This is a genomic window from Pseudomonas persica (genome assembly GCF_900291015.1).
Taxonomy (GTDB): Bacteria; Pseudomonadota; Gammaproteobacteria; order Pseudomonadales; family Pseudomonadaceae; genus Aquipseudomonas.
This window is the reverse complement of record NZ_OLKL01000258.1, coordinates 1-251: the sequence shown is the minus strand read 5'-3', so window position 1 is coordinate 251 and position 251 is coordinate 1. Positions and strand designations below refer to the sequence as shown.

Below are 251 nucleotides of genomic sequence, written 5' to 3'. Positions count from 1 at the left end.
AGCGGACATACAGGCGCGCAGCAGGCGAGAAATGCACGGTGGCCGAGAACGTGGGCAGCCAGGCATGGTCGCGGCGGCGGCTGTTGTGCGCCTGCACCGCCTGCCCCTGCACGGCGTTCTGCACCCGGCAGGTCTGGTCGGTACCGAGCACCATCGGCAGCAGCCCGGGGATGGCGGCCACCTGGCCGTTGAGGCACGGGTTGCTGGCTCGCGTGTAGTTGCCATCGGCATCCGCTGCCCAGGCGATGCTG

The 251-nt window shown here is 70.1% G+C and carries 1 protein-coding gene; it reads right to left on the bottom strand.

Annotation, left to right across the window (positions count from 1 at the left end):
- The coding region (locus FQ664_RS26490; RefSeq protein WP_144175947.1) for a hypothetical protein at nucleotides 1-251 on the bottom strand (251 nt) is incomplete at both ends.